Below are 23,477 nucleotides of genomic sequence, written 5' to 3'. Positions count from 1 at the left end.
CGATGCGTTTGGGCGATGGTGCAAGGGGCGCGGCTGCGTCGGTGATGCTTGGCATGGTGCTGGCGGGCTGCGCCGGCGGCGGCGGACGCCCCGAGCTGCCGCCCGCGCAATTCGTCGGCGCGACCGAAGGCCCGGGCGAGGAATATGTCATCGGCCCGCTCGATTCGCTGCAGATCTTCGTCTGGCGCAACCCCGAACTCTCGGCGAAGGTCCAGGTGCGCCCCGACGGCCGCATCACCACCCCGCTGATCGCCGACATGCCCGCCACCGGCAAGACCCCGTCGATGCTCGCCGACGACATGAAGATCGCGCTGCGCGAATATATCAAGGACCCGATCGTCTCGGTGATCGTCGAGAATTTCTCGGGCACCTTCAGCCAGCAGATCCGCATCGTCGGCGCGACCGAGAAGCCCGCGTCGTTGCCCTATCGCGCGAACATGACGCTGCTCGACGCGATGATCGCGGTGGGGGGGCTTTCCGAATTCGCATCGGGCAACCGCGCGCGGCTGATCCGCTTCGACAAGAATACCGGCAAGCAGAACGAGTTCACCGTGCGGCTCAACAGCCTGCTCAAGGACGGCGATACCAGCGCGAATGTGCGCCTCGCCCCCGGCGACGTCATCATCATCCCGCAGAGCATGTTCTGATGGACGGGCTGTACGACGAGGTACGCGCCGGGATCCATGCGGTGTGGCAACGCCGCTGGCTGGCGCTGGGGATCGCCTGGGGGCTGTGCCTGGCGGGCTGGCTGGTGGTGTCGCAAATCCCGAACCAATATGTCTCGACCGCGCGGATCGACGTCCAGCTGCGCTCGATCCTGCCCGCGCAGGACGGATCGGTCGCGCGCAACGAGCAGGAAAAGGATATCGAGCGCGTCCGCCAGACGCTGACCTCGGCGGTGAACCTCAAGAAAGTGGTGCTGTCGACCGATCTCGCCAACACCGTGTCGAGCGACCAGGACATCGCCAACCGCGTCGCCGCGCTGCAAAAGGCGATCAAGATCACCCCGCAGCAGGACAATATCTTCGAGATTTCGGCGACGATCGCCAATGCCGGCGCCTCGGACGCGACCAATGCCAAGCTGGCGCGCGACGTGGTGCAGAAGCTGATCGACATCTTCGTCGAGGACAATCTCGCCAATAATCGCGGCCAGACCAGCCAGTCGCTGCGCTTCCTCGACCAGCAGCTCGACCAGCGCCAGCAGGCGCTCCAGGCCGCCGAAACCAAGAAGGCCGATTTCCAGACGCGCTTCCTCGGCTCGCTGCCGGGTACGGGCACGATCGCCGATCGGGTGGGGCAGGCGCGCACCCAGCTGGCGCAGGTCAATGCCGATCTCGCCGCTGCGCAATCGAGCCTCAGCGCGGTCAACGGCCAGATGGCGGGCACCCCGCGATCGACCCCGGGGGCGGCCGGCGTCTCGGGGCCGGCGCGCGCGCGGCTCGCGGCGATCCAGGGCCAGCTTGCCGAGGCGCGCGGGCGCGGCTGGACCGACAGCCATCCCGACGTGATCGCGCTCAACAGCCAGCTGGCGCAGGCGCAGGCCGCGGCGGGCAACGAACCGCTCTATGGCGGCGGCGGCGGGGCGTCGAACCCGCTATATTTGAGCCTGCAGGCGATGCAGGCCGATCGCGCGGCGCAGGTCGCCTCGCTCAGCCAGCGCAAGGCGCAGCTCGAGGGCGACCTGGCGCGGCTCAGCGATACGATGGCCAACGAACCCGGTGTCGCGGGCGAGCTGGCGGCGATCGACCGCGATTATCTGGTGCTCAAGGACCAGTATGACAAACTGCTCGCCAGCCGCGAACAGGTGCGGCTGCGCAGCCAGGTGCAGACCGAAACCGATGCGGTGAAGTTCGCGGTGATCGACCCGCCGACGCGCCCGCAGGCGCCCGCTGCGCCCAATCGGCCGCTGTTCCTCACCGCGATCCTGATCCTGGGGCTGGGCGGCGGCGCGGCGGCGGCGTTCGCGATGAGCAAGCTGCGGACCACCTATCCCACCGCGACGCGGCTCGAAAAGGCGAGCGGGTTGCCGGTGATCGGCTCGATCGGCGAGGTCGTGACCGCGGCGCAGACCGCGATCCGCAAGCGCCAGCTGCGGATGTTCGCGGGCGGTGTCGGCGGCCTCGTCGTCGCCTTCGTCGTGCTGATCGGCGTCGAATTCCTGCAACGCGGCCTGGTGGCTTGAGGATCGAACGATGAACGACCAGACCCCCGGCCGCTTCAAGGGCACGCTGCTCGAACGCGCGGCGAAGCTGTATGATTACGCGCCGCTGCCACCGCTCGATCCCGCGACCTTGCCGCCGCGCCGCGCCGAGACGCCGCCCGCGCCAGCCTTCGATCCCGAACCTTCGGGCTTCGCCGAAGCCGAACCCTATCCGGCGTTCATCCCCGATCGGCGCTTCGCCGCGATCGATCCGGTGGCGCTGGGCGACAAGGGGCTGCTCGTCCCCGGCGCGCCGGTGACGCCGCTCGCCGAGGAATATCGCCTCGTCAAACGCCAGCTGCTCGCCAATGCGCGCGGTATCGCGGGCGATCAGGCGCGCGCGATCCTGGTGTGCTCGGCCAAGCCCGGCGACGGCAAGACCTTCACCGCGATCAACCTCGCGCTGTCGCTCGCCGCCGAAAAGGACGTCGAGATCCTGCTGGTCGATGCCGACATTGCCAAGCCCGACGTGCTCCAGACGCTGGGGATCGACGAAGGCCCCGGGCTGCTCGACGCGATCGGCGATCCCCAGGTGGCGATCGAAGGCTGCATCGTCGAAACCGACGTAGCGAACCTCACCGTGCTGCCCGCGGGTACGCGCGGCCATGCCGACACCGAATTGCTCGCCAGCGCGCGCGCGCGAACGCTGATCGAGGGGCTGGTCGCCGCCGATCCGCGCCGCATCGTCGTGTTCGATTCGCCGCCCGCGCTCGCCGCCTCGCCCGCCGGGGTGCTCGCGACGTTGGTGGGGCAGGTGGTGGTCGTCGTCCGCGCCGATCGCACCAGCGAGACCGACCTGCGCGACGCGATCGCCGCGCTCGACGGGTGCGAGCATGTCCAGTTGATCCTGAATGGCGTCACCCTGCGCCCCGGCGGTCCGCGCCTTGGCGATTACTATGGCTATGGAGCCACCGAATGAGTATTCGCATCCTCTGTGCCGCCGGCAGCATGCTCGGCTGCGTGGCAGTCCCCGCGATGGCGCAGGAACGCCAGCGAACCGTCAATGTCTCGCCCTATATCCAGGTCGGCCAGGTGCTCACCGCCGATCTGCGCGACGGCGACGTGCTGACCTATTCGACCGTCTCGGCGGGGGTCGACGCCACGGTGAACACCCGGCGGGTCCAGGTGCAGGCGAGCTATCAATATGAGCATCGCTTTTCGTGGGACGACGATATCGGCGACGACGACATCCATAGCGGCATCGCCCGCGCCGCCATCGCGCTGGCGCCGGGGCTGAGCCTCGAGGCCGGCGCGCTCGCGACGCGCACCCGATCGGACATTCGCGGCGCTGCGCCGGGTATCCTGGCGGGGAACGTCGCCAATATCAGCCAGCTCTATTCGGCTTATGCCGGGCCGACCTACGCCAATAATTTCGGCGATCTCGGGGTGAATGCCGCCTATCGGATCGGCTATACCAAGGTCGAGACGCCGACTTTCGGCACCGGGCTGCTGCCCGGCGAGCCCGCGCTCGACCTGTACGACGATTCGCTCAACCATCTGGTCACCGGCAGCATCGGCACGCGGCCGGGCACCGTACTGCCCGTCGGGCTGACGCTGAGCGGCGCCTATACCCGCGAGGATGCCGGCCAGCTCGACCAGCGCTACGAGGGCTATTTCGGCCGCGTCGAGGCGCTGCTGCCGGTCAGCCGCACGCTCGCGCTCACCGCCGGCGTCGGCTATGAATCGATCGAGTCGGGCCAGCGCGATCCGCTGCGCAACGCCAATGGCACCCCGGTGCTCGACGGCAATGGTCGCTTCGTCACCGACGAGAGCAGCCCGCGGCGGCTGGGCTACGACATCGCCGGTATCTTCTACGACGCCGGCGTCCTGTGGCGCCCGAGCCCGCGGACCAGCGTCCAGTTCCGCGTCGGCGAACGCTATGGTTCGCTTAGCTTCACCGGCACTGCGAGCCACCAAATGTCGGCGAACGAAGGCATCCAGGTCAATATCTACGACAGCGTCCAGACCTTCGGACGCCAGCTCACCGACGGGCTGGCGGCGCTGCCGACCAGCTTCAACACCCCCTTCGACGGCTTTGGCGACCAGTATAATGGCTGCATCTTCGGCACCCAGGGCGGCGCGGTGGGCGGCTGTCTCAACAACGTGTTCCAGTCGATCTCGACCGCCACCTTCCGCGCGCGCGGGATCGACGCGGTCTATGCCGGCAGCTTCGGCGCGACTCGGCTGGGGGCGGGGGCGGGCTATACCAATCGCCGCTTCTTCGCCGCCGATCCGGGGCCCGATGCAGGCTTCACCATCGACGGGCTGAACGATCAGAGCTATTACCTCCAGACCTTCGCGGCCCGCGCGCTGGGGCCCAACAGCGGCGTTACTGCCGATATCTATGTCAATTACTTCGACAGCGGCGTCGGTTTGGGCACCGATATCTGGGGCGCCGGCGCGACTGCGGCCTATTTCCGCCAGATCGGCAGGCTTAACGCGGTGGTGACAGGTGGCATTTATACCTTCGACCAGGAAGGTGGCGGGCAGAGCGACGTTTCGGCGCAAGGTCTGCTCGGCCTGGGCTACAGGTTCTGAACGGGAGCAAGAGGCTTCTTCGAGGATTCGACGATGTACGATGAACATTATGGACTGAGCGGACGGCCCTTCCAGCTGACCCCCGATCCCAAATTCTGGTTCGAGACCGCCACCCACCGCAAGGCGATGGCGTATCTCGGCTATGGCCTGAGCCAGGGCGAAGGCTTCATCGTCATCACCGGCGATCCGGGCGCTGGCAAGACCACGCTGGTCGGTCATCTGATGGACCAGATCGATCGCGAGCGGCTGCACGTCATCAAGATCGTGTCGACCCAGATCGACGCCGCCGAGCTGCTGCACCTCGTCGCCGCCGGGCTCAACGTCGACACCTCGCGATTGTCGAAGGCGCATGTGCTCGCCAGCATCGAGCGCGCGCTCCACGCGATGGCGCGATCGGGCAAGCGCACGCTGCTGATCATCGACGAGGCGCAGTCGCTGCCGCTGGGCAGCCTCGAAGAGCTGCGGATGCTGTCGAACTTCCAGGCGGGCGGCTATCCGCTGCTGCAGATATTCCTGCTCGGCCAGCCCGAGTTTCGGGGCGTTTTGCAGGGCGCGGGCAGCCTCGAGCAGCTGCGCCAGCGGGTGATCGCGATGCACCACCTCGAGCCGATGGAGGCCGAGGAGGTCGAGCCTTATCTGATCCATCGCCTGCAGGTGGTCGGCTGGGAAGGGCGCCCCGATTTCGATGCCGACGCGATCACCGCGCTGCACCGTTGGTCGGGCGGCGTACCGCGGTTGCTCAACCAGCTTGCCGGCCGGGTGATGCTGTACGGCGCGATCGAGGGGATCGACCGCTTCACCGCCGACGACGTCGCGACGGTGACCACCGATATCGACAGCGACATGGCCGATCGCCCGGCCCGGCCCGGCGCCGCGCCGCGCCCGATCCGCGCCGACATCGCGCCGCCGCCGCCCACGCCGCCGCCTGCACCGACGCGCGACGGCGCGCTCGAAGCCCGGATCGCCGAGCTCGAACAGCGGCTCGAGGAACAGGATGCGGCGCTTCGCCGGGTGCTGACCTTGCTGGTCGATTGGGTCGAGGGGGATGGCGGCCGCCCCGAGCAGACGGTGCTTCGCGGCACCGCCGCCTGAACGGACGCATTCGATGCGCAACGCCATGTCGGTCGACGTCGAGGACTGGTTCCAGGTCGGCGCGTTCGAAAAGGTCATCGACAAGGCGAGCTGGCCGACGCTCGACCAGCGGGTCGATGCCAACACCAACGCGGTGCTCGACCTGTTCGCCGAGACGAACATGAAGGGCACCTTCTTCACGCTAGGCTGGGTCGCGCAGCGCAATCCTGCGTTGATGCGCCGGATAGCCGATGAGGGGCATGAGGTCGCCAGCCATGGCTGGGACCATGCCCGCGTGTTCACCTTCACCGCCGAGCAGTTCCGCGCCGACCTCGCCCGCGCGCGCGCCGCGCTCGAGGATGCCAGCGGGCAGCCTGTCACCGGCTATCGCGCGCCGAGCTTCTCGTTCGACACCCGCACCCCCTGGGCGCACCAGGTGCTCGCCGAGGAGGGCTATGCCTATTCCTCGAGCATCGCGCCGATCGCGCACGACCATTATGGCTGGCCCGATGCGCCGCGCGGGCTGTACCGGCCACTTGCCGATTCACCGCTGATCGAGTTTCCGGTGACGATCGCGCGGGTGCTGGGGAAGGAAGTCACCGCGGGCGGCGGCTTCTTCCGCCTGCTGCCCTCACGCGTCGTCGAACGCGCGATCGAGCGTTCGAATGCCGACGACCAGCGCCCGGCGGTGTTCTATTTCCACCCCTGGGAGATCGACCCCGCGCAGCCACGCGTGAAGGCCGCGCCGCTCAAGTCGCGCGTTCGCCACTATAGCCGGCTCGGGGCGATGGCGGGCAAGCTGCGCCGGCTCGCGCGCGGGCATGCCTGGGGGCGGGTCGATGCGGTGGTCGGTGCGCAAGCCCCGCTGATCGCGTGAACGCGCGCGCGCTTCCCCCGGCCACGATCCGCGTCGCCGATCTGCGTGACGCCGGTGATCGAGAACGCATCATCGCGTTCGTCGAGGCGCAGCCCGATGCGACACCCTTCCATCTGCCGCAATGGAGCATCGCCACCGCCAAAGGGTGCGGCCAGGTCGCGCAGTATCTGCTCGCCGAGCGCGGCGATGCCGGGATCGTCGGCGTGCTGCCGCTTACCGAGGTGCATTCGCCCCTGTTCGGGCGGGCGCTCGTCTCGACCGGTTTTGGTGTCGATGGCGGGATATTGGGGGAGGGGGGCGCTGCGTTGGCGCAGGCGGCTTGGCGGCTGGCCGAGCGGCTGAGCTGCCCTACGCTCGAACTGCGCGGCGGTGGCGATCCGGGCGAAGGGTTCGCGCGCAACACCGCGAGCTATGTCAGCTTCGCGCGCGACCTCGCCGCCGACGACGATGCTGAACTGCTGGCAATCCCGCGCAAGCAGCGCGCCGAAGTCCGCCGCGCGCTCGGTTTCGACCTCGATGTGACGATCGACGCCGATCCGCGCGATCATTATGCGGTCTATGCGCAATCGGTCCGCAATCTCGGCACCCCGGTGTTTCCGGCGAGCCTTTTCCGCGCGGTGCTCGCGGCGTTCGGCGACTCTGCCGATATCTTGACGGTCCGGCACCAGGGCAGGGCGATCGCCAGCGTGCTCAGCCTATATTGGCGCGGCACCGTCTATCCCTATTGGGGCGGCGGCACTGCCGAGGCGCGCGCACTGCGCGCCAACGACCGGATGTATTTCGCGCTGATGGGGCATGCCCGCGCGCGGGGCTGCACCCGCTTCGACTTCGGACGCTCGAAGACCGGCACCGGCGCGGCGGCGTTCAAGAAGAATTGGGGGTTCGAAGCGGTCCCGCGCACCTACTATACCCGCACCGCCGACGGCAGCGCGCCGCGCGAGATCAATCCGCTGAGCCCGAAATACCGGTTGCAAGTGCAGGCCTGGTCGAAGCTGCCGCTGCCGATCGCCAACCGGCTGGGGCCGTGGATCGCGCGGGGGCTGGGCTGATGCGCGACATCCTGTTCTTAGCGCATCGCGTGCCCTTTCCCCCCGATCGCGGCGACAAGATTCGCGCGCATCACGTGCTCAAGCATCTGGCGAAGCGCGCGCGCGTCCATCTGGTCGCGATGGCCGATGTCGAGGCTGATCTGCACCACGGCGCGCTGCTCGCCGAGCATTGCGCGAGCCATAAGGTGATCTGGCGTTCCATGGGCCGCGCGCAGGCTGCAGCGACTGCGTTGCTGCGCCGCCAGCCGATCTCGATCGCCGCCTTCGCGCATCCCGAATATGCGCGAGCGGTGCAGCGCGCGCTGGCCGAGCATCCGATCGACACGATCTTCGTCTATTCGGGGCAGATGGCGCAATATGTCCCCGCCGATTTCGCCGGGCGCTTCGTGATGGATTTCTGCGACGTCGATTCGGCCAAGTTCGGTGATTATGCCGAGGGTGCCTCGCTGCCGATGGCGATGATGATGCGCCGCGAGGATCGCCTGCTCGCGCGGTTCGAGGCGCAAGTCGCGGCGCGCGCCGACGCCAGCCTGTTCGTCAGCGAAGCCGAGGCCGCGCTGTTCCGCGCGCGCACAGGCGCTGCGCGGGTGCAGGTGATGGAAAACGGCATCGACACCGGCTTCTTCGACCCCGCCGCGCCCTTTGCCGAGGCAGGGCAGGCGGGACCATTGATCGTCTTTACCGGGCAGATGGATTATCGGCCGAATGTGGATGCGGCCATCTGGTTCGCGCGCGAAGTGATGCCGCAGCTCCGCCAGCGCCAGCCGAGCGCGCGCTTCGCGATCGTTGGCCGGGCACCCGTGCCCGAGGTGTCGCGGCTCGCCAGCGACAGTGTGATCGTCACCGGAGAAGTCGCCGATGTGCGCGGTTGGCTCGCCGCCGCCGCGGTGGTGGTCGCGCCGCTCAAGATCGCGCGTGGCATCCAGAACAAGGTGCTCGAAGCGATGGCGATGGCGCGCCCGGTCGTCGCCAGCCCCGCCGCGGCAGAGGGGATCGATCATGCCGGTACGGTCGTCATCGCCGACACCCCAGCCGACTATGTCGCGGCGATCGACGCGCTGATCGCCGACCCCCGCGACCTCGGCCAAGCCGCGCGCCGGCAGGTCGAGCGGCGCTATGCCTGGGCCGCGCGGCTTGCGCCGCTCGATGCGTTGCTCGGGCTCGAAACCAGGGCCGCGGCGTGACGATCGCGATCCCGGCGGCAGATTTCGCCCGTGCCGGCGGCTTCGACACGCGCTGGCGTCGCCACGCCGCGTTCCTGGCCTTCGCCTGGGCAGCAATCCTGCTGATCTTCGCGCGCGATGTCGGTGACCTCGCCGATATCTATTGGAACTCGACCACCTTCGGGCATTGCCTGTTCATCCTGCCGGTGGTCGGCTGGCTGATGTGGCAGCGCAAGGACGCGTTGCCCGCGGTGCCGGTGGCCGCCTGGTGGCCCGCGCTCGCGCTGGTGGCGCTGGGGGCGTTCGGCTGGTTCGTCGGCGAGATCGCCGGGGTCGCGCTCGCGCGGCATCTGGGGCTGGTGCTGATGCTCCAGGGCGCGGTCGTAACGATCCTGGGACCGCAGGTCGCGCGCGCGCTGCTGTTTCCCATCGCGTATCTGCTCTTCCTGGTGCCCTTCGGCGAGGCGTTCGAAGCGCCGCTGCAGGACGTCACCGTCGCGTTGCTGATGCCGATGCTCCACGCCGCGGGGGTGCCCGCGGTGGTCGACGGGGTGCTCATCACCACCCCCAATGGCTATTTCGAGGTCGCCGAGGCGTGTTCGGGGGCCAAGTTCCTGATCGCGATGCTCGCTTATGGCGTGCTGGTCGCCAATGTGTGCTTCGTGTCGTGGTCGCGCCGCGCGGCGTTCATGGCGGTCGCGATCGTCGTGCCGATCCTCGCCAACGGGGTCCGCGCCTGGGGGACGATCTATGCCGCTGAACTGACCTCGGTCGAAGCGGCGACCGGCTTCGACCATATCGTTTATGGCTGGGTGTTCTTCGCCTTGGTGATGGTCGCGGTGCTGGCGATCGGCTGGCGCTGGTTCGATCGCGATCCCGATGCGGCGTGGTTCGACGCGAGCTTGCTGCAAGCGATCCCCCGCCGCACCACCGACGTTTTCCGTGCGACCGGCCTGGTCATCGCGATTGCGGTGGCCGCCGCTGGCTGGGCGCACGTGATCGACGCGCGCACCGCGCCGCTGCCCGATCGGATCGCGCTGCCGCAAATTCCCGGCTGGACCCGTGTTCCGCCCGCAACCACGGCCCCTTGGGTTCCTAATTATCCCGGCGCCGACCGTTTCGCGATGGCGCGCTATGCAGATCCCTCGGGCTCGACGGTCGATCTCGCGATTGCGGTCTATGCCAACCAGCACGAGGGCAAGGAGCTCGTCGGCTTCGGCATCGGCGCGATCCGCGAGAATGATCGCTGGATCCGCGTCCACGACCTGCCCGATCTGGCGGGCGGCGCGGCGCTTCGCATGACGCATGCCGGCCCGATCGAGCGCGAGACGGTGACGTGGCATCGCATCGGCGCTACGCTCACCGGCGACGCAAGGCGCGTGAAGCTGGAGACGCTGCGGGTGAAATTGACGGGCGACGACAGCCGCGCGGTGGCGGTGCTGGCATCGACGGTACGGGCGCCGGGGCAGGACAGCCGCGCGGTGCTGCAGCGCTTCGTCGCCGCGGCGGGGCCGATCGAGCGGGTTGCCGATCGCGCTTCGGGGCGTCGGTGAGTCCTCTCTCGCTTCATTCCCGCGCGGGCGGGGATCGATATCGGCAACCGCAGCGGGTGGTCCTGCAACACTGGATCCCCGCCTTCGCGGGGATGACGAAGATTAGGGTAGATACCGGCCCGCGGGACACGCGCTGAATGTGCGGTATTGCAGGCCTGTTCTACCCCGGCACCCCCAAGCCCGTCGAACCCGCGCGCATCGCCGCGATGACCGACGCGCTCGCGCATCGCGGGCCCGACGGATCGGGGATCTGGACCGCCCCCGGGGTCGGCTTCGGCCATCGCCGCCTGTCGATCATCGACCTGGCGGGCGGGCGCCAGCCGATGGCGACCGACGATGGCGAGATCACCGTCACCTATAACGGTGAGATATACAATTTCGCCGACGTCCGCGCCGAACTCGAGGCGAAGGGCGCGCACTTCCGCACCGCGGGCGATACCGAGGTACTGCTACACGGCTGGCGCGCCTGGGGGCCGGACCTTCTCGATCGGCTCAACGGCATGTTCGCCTTCGCGCTGCACGATAGCCGCCGCCAATGCCTGTTCCTTGCGCGCGACCGGATGGGGGTGAAGCCGCTTCATTATGTCGAGCTCGCCGACGGCGCGCTTGCATTCGCGTCCGAACTCAAGGGGTTGCTGGCACACCCTCTGCTACGCCGCGAACTCGATGTGCGCGCGATCGAGGATTTTATGGGGCTGGGCTATGTCCCAGACGACGCCTGTCTGATCGCCGGCGTGAAGAAGCTGCCCGCCGGCCATTTCCTGCTGGTCGAGCGCGGACAGCCCGTGCCGCAACCGCGCAAATGGTGGGACGTCGATTTCTCGCAGCGTGCCAAGGGCAGCACCCGCGACCTTCAGGCCGAGCTTACCGATCACCTGCGTGCAGCGGTGCAATCGCGCATGGTCGCCGACGTGCCGCTCGGCGCATTCCTGTCGGGCGGGGTCGATAGCTCGGCAGTGGTCGCGCTGATGGCCGAGGCGAGCCCGCGCGCGGTGCAGACCTGCACGATCGGCTTCGACGAGGCGGGGCACGACGAACGCGCGCACGCGCAGACGATCGCCGATCGCTTCGCCACCGATCACCGAGTTCGCACCGTCGCGTCGGACGATTTCGCGCTGATCGACACGCTGGTCGCGGCGTTCGACGAGCCCTTTGCCGATGCCTCGGCGCTCGCCACCTATCGCGTCTGCGAACTGGCGCGCGAGCGGGTGACGGTGGCGCTGTCGGGCGACGGTGCCGACGAGGCGATGGCGGGTTATCGCCGCTATCGCTTTCACGCCGCCGAGGAGCGGGTGCGCGGGCTGTTGCCGGCGGCGCTTCGCCGTGGTGCCGGCGCGCTCGGGGCGATCTACCCCAAGGCCGATTGGGCACCGCGACCGCTGCGGGCCAAGACGACGCTGCTCGCGCTCGCCGACGATGGCCCGACCGCTTATGCCAAGTCGGTCGGGGTGACGCTGCCCGCGATCCGCGAGGGGCTTTACAACGCCGCCACACGCCGCGCGCTTGGCGGCCATCGCGCTGAGACGCGCTATATCGAAACGATACGCGCCGCGCCGGGACGCGACGGGCTCGACGCCGCGCAATATGCTGATTTCAAACATTGGCTGCCCGGCGACATCCTCACCAAGGTCGATCGCACCAGCATGGCGGTGAGCCTGGAAGCGCGCGAACCCTTGCTCGACCACCGGCTGATCGAGTTCGCCGCGACGCTGCCGGCTTCGCTGCGCGTGCGAGGGGGTGAAGGCAAGTGGCTGATGAAGAAGGCGATGGAGCCCTATCTGCCGCGCGACATCCTGTATCGGCCAAAGATGGGGTTCGTGACGCCGATCAGCGCGTGGTTCCGTGGGCCACTGGCCGATGATGCCGCGAACCTGGCGCGGTCGGCGGTGCTTGCGACGTGGTTCGAGCCCGCGGCGATCGAGCGGCTGGCGAGCGAGCACAAAGCGGGCAGGGCCGAGCATGGCCGGACTTTGTGGCAATTGCTGATGCTGGAAAAAAGCGTGGCGCGGTTGTTCGGCTGAAACCCTCTCCCGCTTGCGGGAGAGGGGGCGAGACTTGGGGGCGCACTTGCGGCCCCTAGTCGCAGCGGTGAGGGCATTTTTTTGGTTCGGGCATGAGAGAAGAAGAAGGCCCTCACCCAACCCTCTCCCGTAAACGGGAGAGGGCTATTGCTTACCCCATATGCCTTGCCAGCCAGGTCGCGAACAGCGCGCCCCAGCCGTGCGCGGGATGCGCCGGATCTGTCGCCATGCCGAAGCCATGCCCGCCCTTTTCATAGAAATGTCCCTCGACCGGCACCTTCGCGGCGCGCGCTGCGGTCAGCATCGACAGTCCCATCTCCAGCGGCACCAGCCCGTCATCGGCGGCATGCAACAGGAAGATCGGCGGCGTCTGCGTGGTCACTCGTGCGACGGTGTCGTAGCGCGCCAGGATCGCCGGATCGGGCGAATCGCCCACGAGGTTGCGGCCCGACCCGTTGAGCTTGCCGTCATAGGTCAATGCGGTCACCGGATAGACCAGCCCCGAAAATGCTGGGCGCGCATCGCCGCGATCGGCTGCGTCGAGCGCGGTATAGACCGGGTCGGCATGGCCGACGGTCAGCGACGCCGCCAGATGCCCGCCGGCCGAAAAGCCCAGAATGCCGAGCTTCGCCGGATCGATCCCGAACGACCCCGCCCGCGCGCGGATCAGCCGCATCGCGCGCTGCGCGTCCTGCAGCGGCACGTCGGCGCGCTGGCTCCAGCCTTCGCCGGGTAGGCGATAGGTGAGCACGAACACCGTATAGCCCAGCGGATTGAGCACGCGCGCCACGCCCGCGCCCTCATTCTCGACCGACACGAAGCCATAGCCGCCGCCGGGGATCGACAGCACGCCGATGCCATTGGGCTTGGCGGGGCGATAGACCGACACCGTCGGCTCGGCGACGCCGCGCATCCATAGTTCGCGGCCATCGTCGGGGCCGTCGCGCTTGGGCACCGGCAGCGTCGCGGGCGCCCCCGGCGCCCGGCCCGGCCAGAGCTTGAAATGCTCGCGCGTCGGCCATTGGAGCGTCGTGCGCTGCGCCGGCGCGGCGCGCGCGACGCCCGCGGCGGCGCCGGTCACCGCCATCGCCGCGCTCGCGCCCAATATCGTTCGCCGGTCGATCATCGCTGTCTCTCCTGTCACCGCGCCGTCACCCCGCGCGCCTAATCTTTGCATCCTTCGACACGCTCCCATATGGGCAGCGCAACTGGTTTCTATCCGAAAGGCTCATCTGTGAAAGACGTTCTGGTGATCGGTGCGGGCGGCGTATCGTCGGTTGCAGTCCACAAGATGGCGAAGAACCCCGATTTGTTCGGGAAGATCACGCTGGCAAGCCGCCGCCGCTTCAAATGCGATGCGATCGCCAAATCGGTGATGGAGCGCTATGGCGTCGAGATCGCCACCGCCGAAGTCGATGCCGACGATGTCGAGGCGACCGCGCGGCTGATCGAACAGGTCAAGCCCGCGCTGCTGGTGAATCTGGCGTTGCCCTATCAGGATCTCAACCTGATGGAGGCGTGCCTCAAGACCGGCACGCATTATCTCGACACCGCCAATTACGAGCCGCGCGACCAGGCCAAGTTCGAATATAGCTGGCAATGGGCATATCAGGAGCGCTTCAAGGAAGCCGGGCTGATGGCGCTGCTGGGGTCGGGTTTCGATCCGGGCGTCACCAGCGTGTTCGCGACCTATATCAAGAAGCATCTGCTCGACCGGATCGACACGCTCGACATTCTCGATTGCAACGGCGGCGATCATGGCCAGCATTTCGCGACCAACTTCAATCCAGAGATCAACATCCGCGAAGTGACCGCCCCCGCGCGTCATTATGAAAAGGGCGAATGGGTCGAAACCCCGGCGCTGAGCGAGCGTCAGGTGTTCATCTTCGACCAGGTCGGCGCGAAGAACATGTATCTGATGTATCACGAGGAGCTCGAAAGCCTCGCCAAGCACCTGCCCGAGATCAAGCGCATCCGCTTCTGGATGACCTTCGGCGAGCAGTATTTGACCCATCTGCGCGTGCTCGAGAATGTCGGCATGACGTCGATCGAGCCGGTGATGTTCGAAGGACGCGAGATCGTGCCGCTGCAGTTCCTCAAGGCGGTGCTGCCCGAACCCTCGACGCTGGGCGAGACGACCAAGGGCAAGACCAATATCGGCGACATCGCCACCGGCGAAAAGGACGGCAAGCAGAAGACCGTCTATGTTTATAACGTCTGCGATCATGAGGACGCCTATGCCGAGACGGGCAATCAGGCGGTGAGCTACACCACCGGCGTTCCCGCGATGATCGGCGCAGCGCTGATGCTCAATGGCACCTGGAAGGGCGAGGGCGTGTTCAACATCGAACAGCTCGATCCCGATCCCTTCATGGAGATGCTCAACGCGCATGGCCTGCCCTGGCAGGTCAAGGAACTGCCCGAGCCGCTGCGGTTCTGACGATCGGGAGGATCGTCACCCCAGCGAAAGCTGGGGTCTCGTGCCGCAGACGCGGCGCTTCGTTACGGGGAGACCCCAGCTTTCGCTGGGGTGACGTGCTATGCAAGCAATGACCACCAAGGCCGGCGATCCCGGCGCCTTCGCGCGCTTCGATCTCACGCGCGTGCCGAGCCCCTGCTTCGTCGTCGACAAGGCGGCGATCGAACGCAACCTCGCCATCCTCGCTCAGGTCCGCGATCGTGCCGGCATCAAGGTGCTGCTGGCGATGAAGGCCTTCTCGATGTGGTCGCTGGGCGATCTGGTCGGTCGCTATCTCGACGGCACCGCGACGTCGGGGCTGTGGGAGGCTCGGCTGGCGGCCGAGCATTATCGCGGCGAGATCGCGACCTTCTGTGCGGGCTACAAGGCCGGCGACATCGCCGAGGTCTGCCGGTTGTCGGATCATGTGATCTTCAATTCCCCCAGCCAGCATAAGCGCTTCGCTGCCGAACTTGCCGCGGCGCGCGAGGCGGGGGCGGTGTTCGATGTCGGGCTTCGTCTCAACCCGATGCATGCCGAGGGCGAGGTCGCGAAATATGATCCGGCGCAGCCGCATTCGCGCCTGGGTCATCCCGCCGACCAACTCACCGCCGCCGATCTGGAGGGCGTCGACGGCCTCCATATTCATTCGCTGTGCGAGCAGGATTTCCCGCCGCTTCGCCGCACCTGGGAAGCGCTACTGCCGCGGATCGCGCCCTATTTCGGCCAGCTCAAATGGCTAAATTTCGGCGGCGGGCACCACATCACGCGCGCCGATTACCAGCGCGACGATCTGGTAGCGTTCCTCAAGGAGGTGCGCCAAGTCACTGGTCTGGAAGTGATCCTGGAGCCCGGGGAGGCGATCGCGCTCGATGCCGGCATCCTGGTGGGCGAGCTGCTCGACCAGTTCGACAACGGCATGCCGATCGGCATTCTCGACATCTCGGCGACCTGCCACATGCCCGACGTGATCGAGGCGCCCTATCGTCCGGCGTTGCTCGGTGAGCCCGTCGCGGGGGAGGGCGTCACCGTCCGGCTGGGCGGGCCGTCGTGCCTGGCGGGCGACATCGTCGGCGACTATCGCTTCGATGCGATGCCGGTGCCGGGCGCCCGCGTCGCGTTCCTCGACCAGGCGCATTATTCGATGGTGAAGACGACGACGTTCAACGGCGTGCCGCTGCCCGCGATCGCGCTGTGGGACAGCCGCGACGACAGCCTGGAGATGGTGCGCGAATTCGGCTGGGAAAGCTTCCGCGACCGGTTGTCGTGAAGTTCTCCCCTCCCTGAAAGGGAGGGGTCGGGGGTGGGTCTAGTGCTCGCGTCACGGTGGCGTCGAAGCGCGCGGAAGCCGTACCCCCGGACCCTACCCACCCCCAGCCCCTCCCTTCCAGGGAGGGGGGTAAGAAGAAGGGAGGGGAGCCGAACAAAAAAGGCGGCGGAAGCTTTTGCTCCCGCCGCCTTTTTCTTCAACCCCTCGCCGTGTTCAGCCGCGTGCGCCCAAGCGCACCACGTTGCTGCGGCCGGCATCCTCGTCGACATCGTCGTACAGGGTCGCCATGGGCATGTCGCTCACCTCGACCACGGCATCGACACCGAAGCCGTTGAACGCGGTCCGCATCGCGCAGCCATAGGCGCCGAGCATCCCGACCTCGATATAGTCGCCCGCCTTCACGTCGGCGGGGAGCATGAACGGCCCTGCCATATGGTCCATGTCGTCGCATGTCGGGCCATAGAAGCTGAACGCCATGTCCTTGGTGCGGCTCTCGGGCTGGCGAAGCAGCTCGACCGGGAAGCGCCAGCCGACATGCGCCGCATCGAACAACGCGCCATAGGCACCGTCGTTGATGTACAGCTCGTCGCCGCGGCGCTGTTCGACGCGGACGATCAGCGAGCTGTATTCGGCGCACAATGCCCGGCCCGGCTCGGCCCAAAGCTCGGCCGAATAGGAGATCGGCAAGGCTTCGAACGCGCGGTGGATGACGTCGAAATAGCGCTCGAGCGGGGGTGGCTCCATGCCCGGATAGGACGAAGGAAAACCACCGCCGACGTCGATCACGTCGACCGTCACCGCCGCCTCGACAATCGCCAGCCGCACGCGCTCCATCGCCTGGGCATAGGCGTCGGGCGCCATCGCCTGGCTGCCGACATGGAAGCAGATGCCGAGCGCATCCGATGCCTGCCGCGCCGCGAACAGCAATTCCTTGGTCTCGCCGGGGCCTGCGCCGAATTTCGACGCGAGGCTGAGCTTCGACAGTTCGGACGAGACGCGGATGCGAACGCACAGCGTCAGATCCTCGGCGGCCTTGGTGGCGCGCACGATCTTGTTGAGCTCTTCCATCGTGTCGAGCGAGAAGGTGCGAACGCCGTGCGTGAAATACGCCTCGGCAATCGCCTCCTCGGCCTTGACCGGGTGCATGAAGCACAAGGTCGCCTCGGGCAGGGTGCGGGCAACGAGCCGGACCTCGCCGATCGACGCGACGTCGTAATGCGTGATGCCGCTATCCCACAGGATTTGCAGCAGGTCTGGAGAGGGGTTCGCCTTGACCGCATACATCGACGTACCCGGAAACTTCTCGACGAAGAACCGAGCCGCGCGACGAGCCGCGTGGGGACGAACCAACGTCACCGGCTGTACCGGTGCATTGTCGTGTGCAACGCCGATGGCGTTGGCGAACGGGGAAGAAGCTAACCCCAGCGCGCTATAGTGCTTGGCCAATTCAAGGGACCTCCAATTGCCTTTCGGCATAAGTACAGAAACACTGCCTTGCGGTTGGAAGTCCCATGGGGCAGCGAGGGGTGCATCTATGGTCGCACCCCCCGGATGTAAAGTGATTCTGCGGGGTTTTTTCGTTGCCCGAGGTGATTTGTGACGCTTTTACGACAACCCACCCGCGCCGGCGTCCGCGATGCCGCTGCCAAGATCGCCGCGATCCTGCCGCCATCGCCGTTGCTGGTGCTCGAAATCGGCGGGGTCGAGGTCGGCTTCAAGGCCGAATCGCTGCAGCCCGTCGGCGCGTTCAAGCTGCGCGGCGCGTGGCACCGGCTGACCGCGATCGCCGATGCCGACCGCGCGGCGGGGGTGGTCGCCTTCTCCTCGGGCAATCATGCGCAGGGCGTCGCCTGGGCGGCGAAGCGGCTGGGGATGCCCGCGGTGATCGTGATGCCCGCCGACGCCCCCAAGGTGAAGCTCGAGTCGACGCTGGCGCTGGGTGCCGAAGTGGTGCGCTATGATCGCATGACCGAGGATCGCACCAAGATCGCGGCGCATCTGGCGCATGCGCGCGGCGCGGTGCTGGTGCCGAGCTTCGACGATGCCTGGGTGATCGAGGGGCAGGGCAGCGCCGCGGTCGAGGCGGCGGCGCAGATGCAGGCGGCGGGCTTGGGCGATCCGCTGCGCGCGATCGTGCCGTGCGGTGGCGGCGGGCTGGCGGCGGGAACCGCGCTGGCGCTACCCGACGCCGAGATCGTCATCGCCGAGCCCGAGGGCTGGGACGACATGACGCGCAGCCTGGAGGCGGGCTGGATCGAACCCGTCGGGCCAAACCCGCCCGCCACCACCTGCGACGCGCTGCAGACGATGCGGGTGGCCGAGCGCACCTTCGACGTGCTGTCGCGCCGCGGCGCGACCGGGGTGGCGGTGAGTGAGGAAGAGGTGCGGGTTGCTCAGCGGTTCGCGGCGCAGCGGCTGCGGCTGGTGCTCGAGCCCGGCGGGGCGGTGGCGCTGGCGGCGCTGCTGGCGGGCAAGCTGCCGGCGAAGGCGGGGACGCTGGTGCTGCTGTCGGGCGGGAATACCGATCCCGGGGACTATGCGGCGGTGCTGGCGGGGTAGGGAGCGGGTCGTCATTCCTCCCCCGCAAGGAGGAGGGGGACCATGCGAAGCATGGTGGAGGGGGAGGACAGGGGCGGCATCTTATGCGGCAACCCCCTCCACCGCTTACGCGGTCCCCCTCCCCCTGGCGGGGGAGGAATTGGGATGGGAAAATCCTCCCACCGTTTCACCTAAGCCGCTAAGGCACCGCCATGCCCAGCTCGACCCTAGCCACCACGCTGCTCACCATCGCGATGATCGGTGCCTTCGCGCTCGTCTTCGGCGGCATCGCGCTTATTCGCCGCGGCGAGCGGCTCAAGGGCGCGCTGATGATCGGCGTCGCGGTAGTGCTGGTCGGCAACGTGCTGATCTGGACCACCTGACCACCCCGCCGCCGACCGCTCGGCTCACCGGATCGGCGAATCGGGCGCCAGCCGCATGTCGAGATATTTGTCCACGCTGCCCATCAGCTGCGGCATTTCATGCTCGAAGAAATGGTTCGCACCCGGGATGGTGTCGTGGTGGATCGTGATGTGCTTTTGCGTGCGCAGCTTGTCGACCAGCTTCTGCACCGCGCTCGGCGTCACGACTTCGTCGGCATCGCCCTGGATGATGATGCCCGAGCTCGGGCAGGGCGCCAGGAAGGTGAAGTCGTACATGTTGGCGGGCGGGGCGACCGAGATGAAGCCGCGAATCTCGGGCCGGCGCATCAGCAATTGCATGCCGATCCACGCGCCGAAGCTCACCCCGGCGATCCAGGTCGTCTGCGCTTCGGGGTGGAAGCTTTGTACCCAGTCGAGCGCGCTCGCTGCATCGGATAGCTCGCCGACGCCGTTGTCGAAGGTGCCCTGGCTCTTGCCGACGCCGCGGAAATTGAAGCGCAAGGTCGCGAAACCGCGGCGCTGGAAGGTCTTGTAGAGTTCCTGTACGATGCGGTTGTTCATCGTGCCGCCCGATTGCGGATGCGGGTGCAGGATCATCGCCACGGGTGCGCGCGGACGCGGGCCGGGGGCGAATCGCCCTTCGAGACGACCTTCGGGGCCGGGAAAGATCACTTCGGGCATCGGCAAACCTGTTCGGCAAAAGGAGGGGCGCGGTGGCGCATAAAAACGTGCAGGCTATATAGGCGGCTGCTGCGAACACGCAATCTATCCGCCGCCATCGAAGGAAAGCCGCCTTGGGCGACCGCCTGAACCTCGATCACGCCGCTACCACGCCGATGGTGCCCGCCGCGGCGCAGGCGCTGGCCGACGCCTTTGCCCGGTGGGCGAACCCGTCGTCGCCGCATGCCGAGGGGCGCGCGGCGCGCGCGGCGATCGAGCGCGCGCGCGGCCGTATCAGCGCGGCCTATGGCTGGGCGGGCGAGTGCATCTTCACCAGCGGCGCGTCGGAGGCGATCGCGATCGCCTGCACCCGCGCGCAGGTCGGCGCGGTACTGGTGTCGGCGACCGAGCACGAGGCGGTGCTGCGCGCGGTGCCCGACGCCGAACGGCTGCCGGTGCTTGCCGACGGCACGCTCGACCGCGCCGCACTCGAAGCCGCGCTGGCGCGCACCCCCGGCCGTGTGCTGGTCGCGGTGCAATGGGGCAATAATGAAACCGGGGTGCTCCAGCCGCTGGGTGACATCGCGCGGATCGTCCACGCCGCGGGCGGGCTGCTGCTCGCCGACGCGGCGCAGATGCCCGTCGGCTGGGACGATGGCGACCTGCCGCAGGACCATGCCGATTTCATCGCGATCTCGGGGCACAAGCGCGGCGGGCCGATCGGCATCGGCGCGCTGCTGGTGCGCGACCTGGCAACGTTGCATCCGAGCGGCGGACAGGAGCGCGGCTATCGCGGCGGGACCGAGAATATGCCAGGTGCAGTGGCGTTCCAGGCGGCGCTCGATACCCCCGAGGACCTGATCTACATGGCCGACCTTCGCGATCATCTCGACGTGCTGATCGCCGAGGCGGGGGGCGATCCGATCGGGGGCACCGCCGAGCGGCGGACGCCCCTGATCGGCGCCTATCGGATGCCCGGAGTCGCCGCGGCGACCCAGCTCATCCGCTTCGACCTTGCGGGGATCGCGGTGTCGGCGGGGGCTGCATGCTCGTCGGGTTCGATGCGGCCGAGCCATGTGCTGGCGCAGATGGGAATCGCCGCTGCCGACGCGAGCGAGGTGATTCGCGTGAGCTTCGGGCGCGAAACCGGCGCCGACGACGTTGCGCGCTTCGTCGCTGCCTGGCGCGAGATCGCGGGCGAACTTCGCGTCCAGCCCCCCGCACCCGAACGGCGGCTATGATATACCTCGATTATCAGGCGACGACCCCGCTCGCCCCCGAAGCGCTGGCGGCGATGGCGCCCTGGCTCCAGACGCAGCACGCCAACCCGCATTCGCCGCACGCGCCGGGGCGCAAGGCCAAGGCCGCGGTCGAGGTCGCGCGCGACTGGATCGCCGGGCTGCTGCCCGAGGATGGCCGGGTCGCCTTCACCGGCGGCGCGACCGAATCGCTCAACTGGGCGATCAAGGGCACGACCGGCCCAATCGTGACGCTGGCGACCGAACACGCCGCGGTGCTCGACACCGTGCAGGCAGAGGCGGCGCGCGGCAGGGCGGTGACGGTGCTGCCGGTCGGCACCGATGGGCTGGTCGACCTCGACGCGGCGCGCGCGGCGATCGTGCCGGGCACCGGGCTGGTCGCGGCGATGCTGGTGAACAACGAGATCGGCGTGATCCAGCCGATCGCGCAGCTGGCGGCGCTGGCGCACGAGGCCGGCGCGCTGATGCTATGCGACGCGGTGCAGGGCTATGGCCGCGTGCCGGTCCCGGCGGGCTGCGACCTGATCGCGCTGTCGGCGCACAAGATATATGGCCCCAAGGGGATCGGCGCGCTGTGGCTGCGCGACGGGGTGAAGCTGGCGCCGCTGATGCACGGCGGCAACCAGGAGGATGGGCGATCGGGCACCTTGTCGCCGGCATTGTGCGCCGGGTTCGGCACCGCGGCGCGGCTGATGGCCGAGGGAGCGGCCGAAGATGCGGCGCATGTCGAGCGGCTGGCGGAAGTAGCTGCTGCATTGCTCGACCTAACTCCCCTCCCTGAAAGGGAGGGGCTGGGGGTGGGTCGAGGCCTGGGGTACGGCCGCCAGGAGCGGGACGGCGACTGTAGCGCGAGCACTCGACCCACCCCCGACCCCTCCCTTTCAGGAAGGGGAGAAGGCTGGACCCAGAACGCCCCCACCGCCCCGCGCTACCCCGGCAATCTCAACCTCCACCGCGCCGGCCTCGACGTCGCGCGCCTGATGAGCGAATGTCGCGACATCGCCTTTTCGGCGGGGTCGGCCTGTGCCAGCGGATCGGGGCGGTCGAGCCATGTCCTGCGCGCGATCGGTCTCAGCGAGGCGCAGGCGCGGGCATCGATCCGCATCGGTTTCGGCCGCTATACGAAGGAAGACGAATTGATCGACGCGCTTACCCGGATCGACGCCGCCGCCCGCGCGCAGCGGATCGCCGCATGATCCGCATCCGCTTCGTCGCCGCCGAAGGCGACGCCGTCCGCGAAGTCAGCGCCGCCGCAGGGGATCGCCTGCTCGACGTCGCGCAGAATGACGGCCAGCCGCTCGAGGGAACGTGCGAGGGGCAGATGGCCTGCTCGACCTGCCACGTCATCATCGCCGCCGAGGATTTCGATCGCCTGCCCCCCGCCAGCGAAGAGGAGGAAGACATGCTCGATCTCGCCACCAGCGCCACCCGCACCAGCCGGCTGGCGTGCCAGATCCATCTCGACGAGACGCTCGACGGCATGACGGTGCGGATCCCGCCCGAACGCCGCGACATGCGGGGGCGCTGAGATGATCGACCGCCGCTCGCTGCTCATCGGCACCGCCGCGGCGATCGCCGCCAGCCCCGCCTTCGCGCAGGCGCGCGCCAACCCGTTCGAGGCGATCCGCGCCGAAACCGGCGGGCGGCTGGGGATCGCGGTGCATGACAGCGGCACCGGGCGGCGCTTCTCGCTCGATGCCGACAGCCGCTTTGCGATGTGCTCGACCTTCAAGGCGCCGCTCGCCGCCGCGATCCTCGCGCGCGCCGATGCAGGGAGGCTCGACCTCGCGCAGACGATCCGTTTCGGCGAGGGCGACCTGGTCGGCCATTCGCCGACGGTGCAAGCCAATCTCGCCGCCGGCCGGCTGAGCATCGAGCAACTCTGCGAAGCCGCGGTAACGGTCAGCGACAACGCCGCGGCCAACCTGCTGCTCCCGCAATTGGGCGGTCCGACCGGGCTCACCCGCTTCTTCCGCGAACAGCGCGACAGCGTCACGCGGCTCGACCGCGACGAGCCGACGCTCAACCAGGTGCGCGGCGGTGATGTTCGCGACACCACCACGCCGCAGGCAATGGCGGCGTTGCTCGAACAGATTTTCACCGCCAGCACGCTGTCTGCGGCATCGCGCGACAGGCTGCTCGGCTGGATGGTGGCGAGCACCACCGGTCGCGCGCGGCTGCGCAAGGGCCTGCCCGGCACCTGGCGCGTCGGCGACAAGACCGGCACCAGTGGCGAGGGCTATTTCAACGACATCGCGGTCGCCACCCCGCCGGGGCGCAAGCCGATCTTCATCGCCTGCTATCTCGACGCCCCCGGCCTCGACCCCGCCCGGGCCGACGAAGCGCATGCGCGCGTCGGATCGCTGATCGGCGACCTGTTCGCCTGATAGCGGCGCAGGGGTGCGCACTGCCAATGCTTGCACCCCCGCGCAACCTT

21 protein-coding genes are annotated in these 23,477 nt (G+C 68.1%); 18 read left to right on the top strand and 3 right to left on the bottom strand.

All coding sequences use genetic code 11. The features are described 5' to 3' along the window. Positions 1-2: 2 nt before the first annotated feature. From OKW76_RS03990 to OKW76_RS03945, 10 genes are all read left to right on the top strand, one after another. Positions 3-647, top strand: a complete 645-nt coding sequence (locus tag OKW76_RS03990) for an XrtA/PEP-CTERM system exopolysaccharide export protein (protein WP_265551356.1) — start codon at positions 3-5, stop codon at positions 645-647. Continuing rightward, positions 647-2,182 (top strand): XrtA system polysaccharide chain length determinant, encoded by a 1,536-nt coding sequence (locus OKW76_RS03985; RefSeq protein ID WP_265551354.1) that lies wholly within the window; start codon positions 647-649, stop codon positions 2,180-2,182. The genes OKW76_RS03990 and OKW76_RS03985 overlap by 1 nt, the downstream gene beginning before the upstream one ends. 10 nt (positions 2,183-2,192) lie before the next feature. After that, positions 2,193-3,119: an AAA family ATPase gene (locus tag OKW76_RS03980; RefSeq protein ID WP_265551352.1), complete on the top strand. Its 927-nt coding sequence runs from the start codon at positions 2,193-2,195 to the stop codon at positions 3,117-3,119. Further along, positions 3,116-4,738 (top strand): hypothetical protein, encoded by a 1,623-nt coding sequence (locus tag OKW76_RS03975; RefSeq protein ID WP_265551350.1) that lies wholly within the window; start codon positions 3,116-3,118, stop codon positions 4,736-4,738. Before OKW76_RS03980 ends, OKW76_RS03975 begins: the two co-directional genes overlap by 4 nt. Before the next feature lie 33 nt (positions 4,739-4,771). Continuing rightward, positions 4,772-5,830 (top strand): ExeA family protein, encoded by a 1,059-nt coding sequence (locus OKW76_RS03970; protein ID WP_265551348.1) that lies wholly within the window; start codon positions 4,772-4,774, stop codon positions 5,828-5,830. 13 nt (positions 5,831-5,843) lie between these two features. Continuing rightward, a complete protein-coding gene (locus tag OKW76_RS03965; RefSeq protein WP_265551346.1) occupies positions 5,844-6,686 on the top strand; it encodes an XrtA system polysaccharide deacetylase in 843 nt (280 codons plus the stop codon). Further along, entirely contained in the window at positions 6,683-7,735 is a 1,053-nt protein-coding gene (locus tag OKW76_RS03960; protein ID WP_265551344.1) for a FemAB family XrtA/PEP-CTERM system-associated protein, read from the top strand. Before OKW76_RS03965 ends, OKW76_RS03960 begins: the two co-directional genes overlap by 4 nt. Beyond that, positions 7,735-8,919, top strand: coding sequence for a TIGR03087 family PEP-CTERM/XrtA system glycosyltransferase (locus tag OKW76_RS03955; protein WP_265551342.1), 1,185 nt, complete (start codon positions 7,735-7,737; stop codon positions 8,917-8,919). Before OKW76_RS03960 ends, OKW76_RS03955 begins: the two co-directional genes overlap by 1 nt. Beyond that, positions 8,916-10,451 (top strand): exosortase A, encoded by a 1,536-nt coding sequence (gene xrtA, locus OKW76_RS03950; protein WP_265551340.1) that lies wholly within the window; start codon positions 8,916-8,918, stop codon positions 10,449-10,451. Before OKW76_RS03955 ends, xrtA begins: the two co-directional genes overlap by 4 nt. A gap of 137 nt (positions 10,452-10,588) precedes the next feature. Further along, a complete protein-coding gene (locus tag OKW76_RS03945) occupies positions 10,589-12,472 on the top strand; it encodes an XrtA/PEP-CTERM system amidotransferase (RefSeq protein WP_265551338.1) in 1,884 nt (627 codons plus the stop codon). 151 nt (positions 12,473-12,623) lie between these two features. Here the strand turns inward: OKW76_RS03945 and OKW76_RS03940 are convergent, their stop codons facing one another. Next, entirely contained in the window at positions 12,624-13,598 is a 975-nt protein-coding gene (locus tag OKW76_RS03940) for an alpha/beta hydrolase (protein WP_265551336.1), read from the bottom strand. 108 nt (positions 13,599-13,706) lie between these two features. On the opposite strand from OKW76_RS03940, the gene OKW76_RS03935 reads away from it, so the two are divergent. Beyond that, entirely contained in the window at positions 13,707-14,912 is a 1,206-nt protein-coding gene (locus OKW76_RS03935) for a saccharopine dehydrogenase family protein (protein WP_265551334.1), read from the top strand. Between the two features lie 109 nt (positions 14,913-15,021). After that, positions 15,022-16,200, top strand: a complete 1,179-nt coding sequence (locus OKW76_RS03930; RefSeq protein WP_265551332.1) for a carboxynorspermidine decarboxylase — start codon at positions 15,022-15,024, stop codon at positions 16,198-16,200. Positions 16,201-16,413: 213 nt separating this feature from the next. On the opposite strand, the gene OKW76_RS03925 is transcribed toward OKW76_RS03930, so the two are convergent. Then, positions 16,414-17,646: a type III PLP-dependent enzyme gene (locus OKW76_RS03925; RefSeq protein ID WP_265551330.1), complete on the bottom strand. Its 1,233-nt coding sequence runs from the start codon at positions 17,644-17,646 to the stop codon at positions 16,414-16,416. Between the two features lie 150 nt (positions 17,647-17,796). Between OKW76_RS03925 and OKW76_RS03920 the strand changes: the two genes are divergently transcribed. Both OKW76_RS03920 and OKW76_RS03915 read left to right on the top strand, forming a co-directional pair. Beyond that, complete coding sequence (locus OKW76_RS03920; RefSeq protein ID WP_265551328.1) at positions 17,797-18,759, top strand: threonine ammonia-lyase; 963 nt, start codon at positions 17,797-17,799, stop codon at positions 18,757-18,759. A gap of 191 nt (positions 18,760-18,950) precedes the next feature. Then, on the top strand, positions 18,951-19,121 hold the full coding sequence (locus OKW76_RS03915; RefSeq protein WP_265551326.1) for a hypothetical protein: 171 nt from the start codon (positions 18,951-18,953) through the stop codon (positions 19,119-19,121). A gap of 24 nt (positions 19,122-19,145) precedes the next feature. Here the strand turns inward: OKW76_RS03915 and OKW76_RS03910 are convergent, their stop codons facing one another. Continuing rightward, positions 19,146-19,802, bottom strand: coding sequence for an alpha/beta hydrolase (locus tag OKW76_RS03910; protein ID WP_256507091.1), 657 nt, complete (start codon positions 19,800-19,802; stop codon positions 19,146-19,148). Positions 19,803-19,915: 113 nt separating this feature from the next. On the opposite strand from OKW76_RS03910, the gene OKW76_RS03905 reads away from it, so the two are divergent. From OKW76_RS03905 to bla, 4 genes are read left to right on the top strand one after another with little or no spacing between them, the layout of a single operon-like run. After that, a complete protein-coding gene (locus OKW76_RS03905) occupies positions 19,916-21,022 on the top strand; it encodes a cysteine desulfurase family protein (protein WP_265551323.1) in 1,107 nt (368 codons plus the stop codon). Beyond that, positions 21,019-22,236 (top strand): cysteine desulfurase family protein, encoded by a 1,218-nt coding sequence (locus OKW76_RS03900; protein WP_265551321.1) that lies wholly within the window; start codon positions 21,019-21,021, stop codon positions 22,234-22,236. The genes OKW76_RS03905 and OKW76_RS03900 overlap by 4 nt, the downstream gene beginning before the upstream one ends. Then, the gene (locus OKW76_RS03895; protein WP_256507094.1) at positions 22,233-22,568 is read left to right on the top strand and encodes a 2Fe-2S iron-sulfur cluster-binding protein; all 336 of its coding nucleotides are present in this window, start codon (positions 22,233-22,235) and stop codon (positions 22,566-22,568) included. Before OKW76_RS03900 ends, OKW76_RS03895 begins: the two co-directional genes overlap by 4 nt. 1 nt (position 22,569) lies before the next feature. Beyond that, entirely contained in the window at positions 22,570-23,427 is an 858-nt protein-coding gene (gene bla, locus OKW76_RS03890; protein ID WP_265551319.1) for a class A beta-lactamase, read from the top strand. Positions 23,428-23,477 lie beyond the last annotated feature (50 nt).

The organism is Sphingomonas sp. S1-29 (genome assembly GCF_026167545.1).
In the GTDB taxonomy this organism is placed as follows: Bacteria; Pseudomonadota; Alphaproteobacteria; order Sphingomonadales; family Sphingomonadaceae; genus Sphingomonas.
Note: the sequence above shows the minus strand (reverse complement) of the source record. Positions and strands in the feature narration are given on the sequence as shown.

Coding starts and splice junctions, on each gene's coding strand:
- OKW76_RS03910 (WP_256507091.1), bottom strand. CDS start 19,802: ATGCCCGAAGTGATCTTTCCCGGCCCCGAAGGTCGTCTCGAAGGGCGA.
- OKW76_RS03895 (WP_256507094.1), top strand. CDS start 22,233: ATGATCCGCATCCGCTTCGTCGCCGCCGAAGGCGACGCCGTCCGCGAA.
- OKW76_RS03965 (WP_265551346.1), top strand. CDS start 5,844: ATGCGCAACGCCATGTCGGTCGACGTCGAGGACTGGTTCCAGGTCGGC.
- bla (WP_265551319.1), top strand. CDS start 22,570: ATGATCGACCGCCGCTCGCTGCTCATCGGCACCGCCGCGGCGATCGCC.
- OKW76_RS03940 (WP_265551336.1), bottom strand. CDS start 13,598: ATGATCGACCGGCGAACGATATTGGGCGCGAGCGCGGCGATGGCGGTG.
- OKW76_RS03945 (WP_265551338.1), top strand. CDS start 10,589: ATGTGCGGTATTGCAGGCCTGTTCTACCCCGGCACCCCCAAGCCCGTC.
- OKW76_RS03990 (WP_265551356.1), top strand. CDS start 3: ATGCGTTTGGGCGATGGTGCAAGGGGCGCGGCTGCGTCGGTGATGCTT.
- OKW76_RS03985 (WP_265551354.1), top strand. CDS start 647: ATGGACGGGCTGTACGACGAGGTACGCGCCGGGATCCATGCGGTGTGG.
- OKW76_RS03970 (WP_265551348.1), top strand. CDS start 4,772: ATGTACGATGAACATTATGGACTGAGCGGACGGCCCTTCCAGCTGACC.
- OKW76_RS03915 (WP_265551326.1), top strand. CDS start 18,951: ATGCCCAGCTCGACCCTAGCCACCACGCTGCTCACCATCGCGATGATC.
- OKW76_RS03980 (WP_265551352.1), top strand. CDS start 2,193: ATGAACGACCAGACCCCCGGCCGCTTCAAGGGCACGCTGCTCGAACGC.
- OKW76_RS03975 (WP_265551350.1), top strand. CDS start 3,116: ATGAGTATTCGCATCCTCTGTGCCGCCGGCAGCATGCTCGGCTGCGTG.
- OKW76_RS03900 (WP_265551321.1), top strand. CDS start 21,019: ATGATATACCTCGATTATCAGGCGACGACCCCGCTCGCCCCCGAAGCG.
- OKW76_RS03930 (WP_265551332.1), top strand. CDS start 15,022: ATGACCACCAAGGCCGGCGATCCCGGCGCCTTCGCGCGCTTCGATCTC.
- OKW76_RS03955 (WP_265551342.1), top strand. CDS start 7,735: ATGCGCGACATCCTGTTCTTAGCGCATCGCGTGCCCTTTCCCCCCGAT.